The 9070-nt window shown below is 55.3% G+C and carries 7 protein-coding genes; all 7 read left to right on the top strand.

Annotated elements, in window-relative coordinates; translation table 11 throughout:
* A partial coding sequence (locus tag HW561_RS22930) for an aminotransferase class I/II-fold pyridoxal phosphate-dependent enzyme (RefSeq protein ID WP_176867677.1) occupies positions 1-1071 on the top strand: 1071 nt, incomplete at its 5' end.
* A 41-nt stretch (positions 1072-1112) separates the two neighbouring features.
* Positions 1113-2372, top strand: coding sequence for an ABC transporter substrate-binding protein (locus tag HW561_RS22925; protein ID WP_176867676.1), 1260 nt, complete (start codon positions 1113-1115; stop codon positions 2370-2372).
* Positions 2373-2440: 68 nt separating this feature from the next.
* Complete coding sequence (locus tag HW561_RS22920; protein WP_176867675.1) at positions 2441-3304, top strand: carbohydrate ABC transporter permease; 864 nt, start codon at positions 2441-2443, stop codon at positions 3302-3304.
* A 10-nt stretch (positions 3305-3314) separates the two neighbouring features.
* On the top strand, positions 3315-4157 hold the full coding sequence (locus HW561_RS22915; RefSeq protein ID WP_176867674.1) for a carbohydrate ABC transporter permease: 843 nt from the start codon (positions 3315-3317) through the stop codon (positions 4155-4157).
* Positions 4158-4168: 11 nt separating this feature from the next.
* The gene (locus tag HW561_RS22910) at positions 4169-5236 is read left to right on the top strand and encodes an ABC transporter ATP-binding protein (protein ID WP_176867673.1); all 1068 of its coding nucleotides are present in this window, start codon (positions 4169-4171) and stop codon (positions 5234-5236) included.
* A gap of 1 nt (position 5237) precedes the next feature.
* Complete coding sequence (locus HW561_RS22905) at positions 5238-7625, top strand: transketolase (RefSeq protein WP_176867672.1); 2388 nt, start codon at positions 5238-5240, stop codon at positions 7623-7625.
* A 3-nt stretch (positions 7626-7628) separates the two neighbouring features.
* A complete protein-coding gene (locus HW561_RS22900) occupies positions 7629-8858 on the top strand; it encodes an AGE family epimerase/isomerase (RefSeq protein ID WP_176867671.1) in 1230 nt (409 codons plus the stop codon).
* Positions 8859-9070 lie beyond the last annotated feature (212 nt).

The raw sequence follows: 9070 nt of genomic DNA, 5'->3' as shown, positions 1-9070 counted from the left end.
CAAACCTCACTTTTTACATTCGATAGCTACCAAAGCTTTGAAGACAGGATGGCGGGCCGGTCTGATGCCGCGATCTACACCCGTGTGGAAAATCCTACCGTCGCAGCGTTTGAAGGGCTTATGGCGGAAGCTGAGCAAGGTGAGGCCGCTGTTGGGTTCGCATCTGGGATGGCTGCCATTTCGTCTACGATCCTGGCCTTCCTCAAACCCGGAGATCGGATCGCCTGTGTCGAACATGTTTACCCGGATACCTACCGGTTTCTGGAACGTATGCTGCGCCCGTTTGGCGTGCATGTTGAATACCATGCGCCGGAGCGCTTTGAGGATGACCCGGAGTTGCTGACTGGCGTGACGCTGGCCTATCTGGAGAGCCCCGGTTCGGTCGTATTTGAGGCAATGGATCTGAGGCGCGTCGCAGAACATGCGAAACGCCAAAATGTGTTGACGATGATCGACAACTCCTGGGCAACCCCAGTGTTCCAACGCCCCCTCACACTGGGCATCGACATCGTCATCCACTCAGCCTCGAAATACATCTCGGGGCACTCGGACACGGTTGCGGGCGTGGTGGTCTCCTCCCTGGACAACATCGCCCGCATCCGTGATCTGACCCTTCCTTTGCTCGGAGCGAAACTGGCACCTTTTGAGGCGTTCCTGCTGACCCGGGGGCTCCGCACGCTGAATGCACGCATGATGCAGCATCAGGCGACGGCAAACATGTTTGTTGATCGCCTTGCCAGTATTCCTCAGGTGCGGCGGGTTAATTCACCCGGTGCCAATGACGTCCCCGGTCTGACGGGGCGGTCCGGGCTTATGTCGGTTGAGTTCGATGACAGCGTCGATATCGCCAAGTTTTCCGATGCGTTGAGCTTGTTCCGCCTCGGGGTGAGTTGGGGCGGGTTTGAAAGCCTGATCCTGCCGGCGCGCGTTGGGCTTGCACAGATTGGCGAAAAGAATTCGATGCAGAAATTTGGCGTTTCGCCCAATCTGGTGCGCCTGAATCTCGGGCTGGAGTCGGCAGAAGACCTTTGGGCTGATTTCCAATCCGCCCTTGCCAAAAGCACCAAATAGCCAAGCACTCCCTACCCGAAAAAAATCAACAGGAGGAAACTATGAAGAAGTTACTTGCAGGAATGACGGCTGCGGCCGTGTTGATGGGCTCAGCATCTCATGCCGAAACTACACTGAAACTGGTTGAGGTGATCACAAGCCCCGAACGCACCGAGGTGCTTCAGGGGATTGTCGATGAGTTTGAATCTAACAATCCTGGCGTCACCGTTGAGATCGTTTCACTTCCGTGGGGCAATGCCTTCGAAAAACTGGCAACAATGGTCGCGGGTGGCGACGTTCCTGATGTGGTCGAAATGCCCGACACCTGGCAAGCGCTTTATGCAGGTTCTGATCAGTTGGTCAGCCTGACCGACCACGTCGGCGGATGGGAGCATGGCGCGACGCTGACCGACAAGACGGTCGCGATGGGCAGCCAGGCGGGTGATCTCTATATGATCCCCTACGGGTTCTATCTGCGGGCGATGTTTTACAACAAAAAACTCTTGGCCGAGGCGGGTATCGACGCCCCACCTGCTACGATGGAGGAATTCAGTGCTGCTTCGGCCGCAGTGTCGGAGCTTGACGGAAAGTATGGGTATTGTTTGCGCGGCGGCCCCGGCGGCACCAATGGCTGGATCATGTTCGCTGCGGCCATGAACGGCACGAATGAATTTTTTACCGAAGACGGTGTCAGCCGCATCAACGAGCCCGGCTCGGTTGAGGGCATCCAGTTCATGATCGACATGTATCAGAATGGGTATGCGCCCAAGGATAGCGTCAGTTGGGGTTTTAATGAGATCGTGGCAGGCTTCTATTCCGGTACCTGCGCATTCCTCGATCAGGACCCCGATGCATTGATTGCGATTTCCGAGCGGATGCCAGCAGAAGATTTTGCGGTCATTCCGATGCCGGTTGGGCCGTCGGGCAAAGCTTTCCCGACTATCGGTTTTGCAGGTTGGTCGATCTTCAACGCTACCGAGCACGAGGACGAAGCCTTTGATTTGGTCGCTGCCTTGTCATCACCGGAAGCCAATGCAACCTGGGCCAAGCGGGTTGGTGTAATTCCAATCCACACAGGCGCCGACCAAGATCCGCATTTCCAGACCGAGCAATTCAAAGGTTGGTTCGAAGAGCTGAACGGCGAACAATATTTGCCGACCACGATGCCAACCTACCTTGAACAGTGGGGATACTTTGGCAGCACGCTGTTGCTGGAAACCAGCCAGGAAGCGTTGTTGGAACAGCGCACCGCGCAGGACGTCGCGGATGAGTGGGCTGAATTCCTCACTAACGAATACACCAAGTGGAAAGCAAGCCAGTGATTGCCCGCACTCCAAAAACCGTCAGGCCCGGGGAAACCCGGGCACGACGCTCATTATACCTGCAATACATGATCGAACCCTTTTTCTATTTGTCCCCCGCGATCGTTCTGATTGGTGCCGTAATCATGTTTCCGCTGATCATCGGAATTTCCTACTCGTTCCAATCGATCGAGCTGTTGAAGCCCTTCGCGTCCGGCTGGATCGGATTCGAAAATTACGTCGACCTCTGGAGCGACCGTAAATTCTGGATCGCGATGGAGAACACCCTGTTCTGGACCTTCTGGTCAATCACGTTCCAGTTCCTGCTTGGCCTTGGCCTCGCTATGCTTCTGAACACTCATTTCTTTGGAAAAAAACTGTTTCAGGCTCTTGTTTTTTTGCCATGGGCCGTTCCGACCTTTCTGTCGGCCCTGACATGGGCATGGCTTTTCAACCCTGTCATCGGTCCGTTGCCGCACTGGATGGCTGCGCTTGGCATCCTGTCAGAACCTTACAACATCCTTGGCGACCCTGACCTCGCCATGTGGGGCCCGATCATCGCGAATGTTTGGTTCGGTGTGCCGTTCTTTGCCATCACGTTGCTGGCCGCCCTACAGTCCATTCCCGGTGAACTGTATGAGGCAGCCGAAGTTGATGGCGCGTCCCCGTGGCAGACATTTACCAAAATTACGTTGCCATTCCTCGCCCCGATGATCGCGATCACGGTCATGCTCCGCACGATTTGGATCGCTAATTTTGCTGATCTGATCTTTGTGATGACCGGTGGTGGGCCCGCCAACTCGACGCAGATCCTGTCGACTTACATTTTCACGACCGCATTCCGCAAACTGGATTTCGGATATGCCTCAACCATTGCAGTAGCTCTTTTGGTGATCCTGCTGATCTACGCAATCATTCTGCTGTGGCTTCGCAAGAAGTTGGTCAAGATCTGAGGAGATGACCATGTCCGCTGTCAAAAAACGTCATCCCACCTTTGTCGTAGGAAAATACGCGGCGCTCGCATTCTACCTGATCTTTGCGCTGTTTCCGCTTTACTGGCTACTCAAAATCGCGATTACGCCGGATGCGTTGATTTATTCAGAAGGAACCCGCTTGTTCCCAAGCGAGGTCACCCTCTTGAATTTCACAACCGTTGTTTTCCAAACCGACTTTTTGGCCTATTTCCGGAACTCGCTGGTGGTGTCCTTGGGTGCGGCTTTCTTCACCACCCTGTTTGCAGCAGGCGCGGGATATGCCTTTTCGCGCTTTGTATTTAAGGGCAAGCGGATCATCATCGCATTGATGCTGGTGACACAGATGTTTCCGCTACTGATGATCATTGCACCGATCTACAAGATCGTCGCTGAACTGGGACTGTTGAATTCGCTGACAAGCCTGATCGTTGTCTACACCGCATTCAATATCCCCTTTGCAACATTCCTGATGCAGTCATTCTTTGATGGCATACCTAAGGATCTCGAAGACGCTGCGATGATGGATGGCTGTTCTCGATTTCAAGCGCTACGCAAGGTGGTCTTCCCGCTGACGTTGCCGGGCCTCGGGGCGACGCTCGGGTTTGTTTTCACGGCTGCGTGGTCCGAACTGCTGTTTGCGCTGATGCTGATCTCAAAGAACGACGCGATGACCTTCCCGGTTGGGTTGCTGACATTTGTGTCCAAGTTTTCGGTCGATTGGGGGCAAATGATGGCGGCTGGCGTTCTGGCGCTAATCCCAAGCTGTCTCTTCTTCATCTTCATTCAACGTTATCTCGTGCAGGGCCTCACGTCCGGCGCGGTCAAAGGATAGGAGGCCAGACCATGGCACATATCGAACTTCGTGACGTTGCAAAACGCTATGGGAACGTTGAAGTCCTGCGCAACATCGACCTGGAAATTCAGGATGGTGAGTTCATCGTCCTGGTCGGTCCGTCCGGTTGCGGAAAATCCACCCTGCTGCGCATGGTGGCAGGGCTTGAGCCGATATCGAGTGGCGATTTTCTGATTGATGGCGAGCGTATGAACGATGTGCGCCCAAGGGACAGGGATATTGCAATGGTGTTCCAATCCTATGCGCTCTATCCGCATATGGATGTGGCGCGGAACATGGGTTTCTCGATGGAAATCCGCAAAGTTCCGGTTGCAGCCCGCAAATCGAAAGTCGCGCAAGCGGCAGAGACGCTGGGCCTGACCAATCTGACGGATCGTTTGCCCAAAGCTTTGTCGGGTGGTCAACGCCAGCGGGTTGCCATGGGGCGTGCCATCATTCGTGATCCGCAGGCGTTTCTGTTCGACGAACCTCTGTCAAATCTCGACGCTGCGCTGCGTGTCGAAATGCGCTTAGAGATTGCACGGTTGCACCAGAGCCTCAGCGCAACGATGATCTACGTGACCCACGATCAGGTTGAGGCGTTGACACTGGCAGACAGGATCGTTGTCCTGAACGGAGGAGATATCCAGCAAGTCGGTAGCCCCCTGGAACTTTACGAACGACCAGCCAACAAGTTTGTGGCGCAGTTCATAGGTTCGCCCACCATGAATGTTGTGCCCGTCGCTGGGACCAAGACGGGTGTGACCGCCGGTAATGGAACCGAGATACTGCTACCGGATCAGCCCCTTGTGTCGCAGGCGAAAGAGCTCGGTGTAAGGCCCGAGCATATTGATGTCGTGGACAACGGTACCGGTGATCTTTCGGCCGTGGCCGATGTGGTTGAACATCTTGGGTCAGACACGAATATCTATGTCAATGTTGAGGGCATCGGATCAATGATGGTGCGCAAGCATGGCAATATCCCGGTAAAATCGGGCGAACAGCTCGGCCTGCGTATTCAGACGGAGAATGCGCATCTGTTCGCCAAGGATGGCACAGCATTGCGACGGGTCGCCTGAGATGACGAAAGAACTTGAAATTCGGGCAGCGCTTGAGAAAAAGACGCTCTGGCTGTCGTCGTGGATGATCCACAATGCCAACAACATCCGCTCCAAAGGCCGGATTAAGGTAGGCGGGCACCAGGCGTCATCGGCCTCGATGAATGCGATCCTGAACGCGCTTTATTTTGATGTGCTTCGTCCCGAGGATCGCGTCGCTGTTAAACCACATGCGAGCCCGGTGTTCCACGCGATCCAGTATCTTCTTGGAAACCAGAGCCTGCAGCAACTGCAGGGTTTCCGCGGCCTTGGTGGTGCACAACCTTATCCATCGCGCACCAAAGATTTGGATGATGTCGACTTCTCGACCGGATCCGTTGGGATGGGTGTTGCGATGACGGCTTTTGCCAGCCTGACGCAGGACTACCTGGCCGGTCACGGATGGCTCAACCAGCCCAAAGGCCGAATGATTGCGTTGGTTGGCGATGCTGAGCTGGACGAAGGCAATATCTATGAGGCGCTTCTCGAAGGCGCCAAACACGACCTGCGCAATTGCTGGTGGGTCATAGACTATAACCGACAGTCGCTTGATGGCGTGGTCACCGAAGGTCTGAACGCAAGGTTCCGGGACATATTCCTCGCCTGCGGGTGGGAGGTGATTGAACTGAAATACGGCTCGCTCATGCAAGCCGCTTTCAAGCGTCCTGGGGGTGCGTATTTGCGCGATTGGATCGATCGCTGTGAAAACGCTCTTTATTCGGCTTTGACGTTTAAAGGTGGTGCCGCATGGCGGGCACAGCTGGAGCAGGACTTCGCCGGCACCAACGAGGCGTTGGCGCTGGTGGCGGATCATGATGATGACGCGCTTGCGCAATTGATGGGCAATTTGGCGGGGCATGATGCTGCGCTGATGTCCGAGACGATGAAGGCTATCGATCACGACCGCCCGGTTTGTTTCATCTGCTACACGGTTAAAGGTCATGGGTTGCCACTGGCGGGACACAAGGACAATCACGCCGGGATCATGACGACTGCGCAGATTGAAAGTCTGCGCGATGATTTGGGGATAGATGCGGGCCATGAATGGGAACGCTTTGCTGGCATCGGTGTTGACCAAGAAGACGTTCAGGCGTTTCTGAACAATGTCCCATTCAATGCCAAGGGGCGTCGCCGCCATATCGCTACCCCGATCAAGGTTGATGAAGTTGCCCGGCCAAGGGTCAAGGACGTAGCCTCCACTCAGGAAGCGTTCGGGCAGATTTTGTCGGCCATCGCCAGTGAAGCTCCGGCCCTTGCCGAGCGGATTGTCACCACCTCACCCGATGTTTCGGTCTCGACCAACCTCGGTCCTTGGATCAACAAGACGGGCCTGTTTGCAAAAGCTGAGCAAAGCGATCTGTTTCGCGATCAGGAAATCCCTTCGACGCAGAAGTGGCGCAGACATTCGGACGGGCGGCACATCGAACTTGGTATCGCTGAAAACAACCTGTTCACGTTTCTGGGCGCACTTGGGCTGTCTCATTCATTGTTTGGCGAGCGGTTGTTTCCAGTCGGAACAGTCTATGACCCGTTTATTTGCCGCGGGCTCGATGCCCTGAACTATGCCTGCTATCAGGATGCGCGTTTCATGTTGGCTGCGACCCCCTCTGGCGTATCGCTTAGCCACGAGGGCGGCGCACACCAATCCATTTCGACTCCTTTGATCGGTATGGCACAGGATGGGCTTGCAACATTCGAGCCTGCTTTTGCGGACGAACTGAACGTGATCATGCGTTGGGGGTTCGAATATATGCAACGGGATGGCGCAGTACCACAGGCTGAACAAAACTGGCTACGCGACGAAAAGGGTGGATCTGTGTATCTGCGCCTATCCACAGTACCGCACGAACAAATCGGGCGCGAAATGACCGGTGACCTTGTGCAAGGCGTGATTGCGGGCGGGTACTGGATGAGACCCCCAACAGCAACAAGTGCGGTGGTGCTGGCCTACACAGGTGTTGTCGCGCCCGAGGCAATTCAGGCCGCGGGACTACTATCTGATGACGTTCGGGACGTTGCCGTATTGGCTGTGACATCCGCAGATCGGTTGAATGCAGGATGGCAGGCTGCCGAGCGCGCCCGACAACGCGGCGTTGGCACGGCGCTCTCGCACATCGAGCAACTGTTCGCCAATGTGCCGCGAGACGCTGGGTTGGTCACTGTTGCTGATGGTCATCCGGCAAACCTCAGCTGGCTTGGCGGGGTGCACGGGCACCGCACCAAATCCCTTGGGGTGGAGCATTTTGGACAGGCTGCAACAGTGGAAGACACCTATCATCTGCATGGAATTGACGCGAACGCAATTCTGCACGCGGCGCGAGCGTTGTTGCCAGGGCGCGGCGCACGCTACATTACACCTCTTGCGAGATAAAAGATGAGCAAAGACCAACCTTTGCCTCCTGGTACACAAGCCGAACCGGGGTTTTGGCTTGAAACCACCAATCACCGCAAATGGTTGATGGATGAGGCCATGCGGCAGCTTGAGTTCTTCAGCGCGAGTTGCCGAAACGGGCCTGGGTACTTCATACTTGGTCATGATGGCAGCCCATTGCCTGGTGAGCTTCAAGAGCTGCACACGACAACGCGTCTGATCCACTCATATGCTTTGGGGCATCTTGCAGGTTTTCAGGGTGCAGAGCGGATCATTGATCATGGCATGGCACATCTCGAAAGCCACCACAGAGATCGGGACTATGGCGGATATCTCTGGGCGCTGGAGGGTGATCAGATCAAGGATGATCGCAAGCTCGCCTACGGACATGTCTTTGTTCTTCTTGCCTCTGCAAGCGCGAAGCTGGCGGGTCACCCGGATGCAGACCGCCTGATGGCGGATGCCCGCGAGGTCTTGGATCAACATTTCTGGGATGAAGACGCGGGATTGTTCTGCGACGAGTGGAATAGGGATTGGACCCCTTTTTCCACATATCGCGGAATGAATGCGAATATGCATGGTGTTGAGGCAATGCTATCCGCCTTTGAAGCAACGGGAGATGAAGTTTATCTCACCCGCGCGGGTCGTATTCTGGATTTCTTCATCGACAAGATTGCCTCCCGCGAAAATTGGCGGTTGCCCGAGCATTACACATCCGACTGGCAGATTGATCGTGACTATGCGGGCGACCCGATGTTCAGGCCTGCCGGAACAACGCCCGGTCATTCGTTTGAGTTGGGCAGGCTTCAGCTTCAGCATTGGGATCTGTTGGGCCGACCGGACTCTGATGCACCCGATACAGCACGCCGTTTGATCGAACAAGCTCTGGCCGATGCGTGTCTATCCGGTGGCGGAATGGCCTACACACTGGGCTTTGACGGGCAGGTTGCCAACGCGTCCCGGTTCTGGTGGCCGGTCACCGAAGCAATCGGCGCAGTCGCCGCGTTGATCGCGATGGACCGGAAGCCGGAAGACGAGATTTGGTACAGGAAACTCTGGACCTACGCGAATGAATCGTTTGTGGACCATCAGCATGGTGGCTGGTTTCCAGCGGTGGATGAGTCGGGGAATATTGTGACATCCATCTTTGATGGAAAGCCCGACATTTACCACTCATTGCAAGCCTGCTTCTTCCCTCTTTCTGGACGCCTGTCGAGGATGATGCTTCTCTAGCCGACACGCTTACTTGAAAATCGACCACACAAATTCGTTGAATGTCAGGTTCGTCTACAATTTGATTTTGCAACTGCAGCGAATGGCCGGTCTGGTGAAGCTGCACTGCGGCGCTGACGAGGAAGATGGATGTCGGCTTCTCTAATTGGGCGTTTGGGTCAAGCTCGTTTTCCTTCGTTTGAAGGGGGACCTGTCACTCATCCGGGTCACGC

Origin of the sequence: Ruegeria haliotis (assembly GCF_013377785.1) — a bacterium.
Taxonomy (GTDB): Bacteria; Pseudomonadota; Alphaproteobacteria; order Rhodobacterales; family Rhodobacteraceae; genus Ruegeria; species Ruegeria haliotis.
The sequence above is the reverse complement of the archived record's forward strand: the minus strand, read 5'-3'. Positions and strand labels throughout refer to the sequence as shown.

Coding starts and splice junctions, on each gene's coding strand:
- HW561_RS22920 (WP_176867675.1), top strand. CDS start 2,441: ATGATCGAACCCTTTTTCTATTTGTCCCCCGCGATCGTTCTGATTGGT.
- HW561_RS22910 (WP_176867673.1), top strand. CDS start 4,169: ATGGCACATATCGAACTTCGTGACGTTGCAAAACGCTATGGGAACGTT.
- HW561_RS22915 (WP_176867674.1), top strand. CDS start 3,315: ATGTCCGCTGTCAAAAAACGTCATCCCACCTTTGTCGTAGGAAAATAC.
- HW561_RS22905 (WP_176867672.1), top strand. CDS start 5,238: ATGACGAAAGAACTTGAAATTCGGGCAGCGCTTGAGAAAAAGACGCTC.
- HW561_RS22900 (WP_176867671.1), top strand. CDS start 7,629: ATGAGCAAAGACCAACCTTTGCCTCCTGGTACACAAGCCGAACCGGGG.
- HW561_RS22925 (WP_176867676.1), top strand. CDS start 1,113: ATGAAGAAGTTACTTGCAGGAATGACGGCTGCGGCCGTGTTGATGGGC.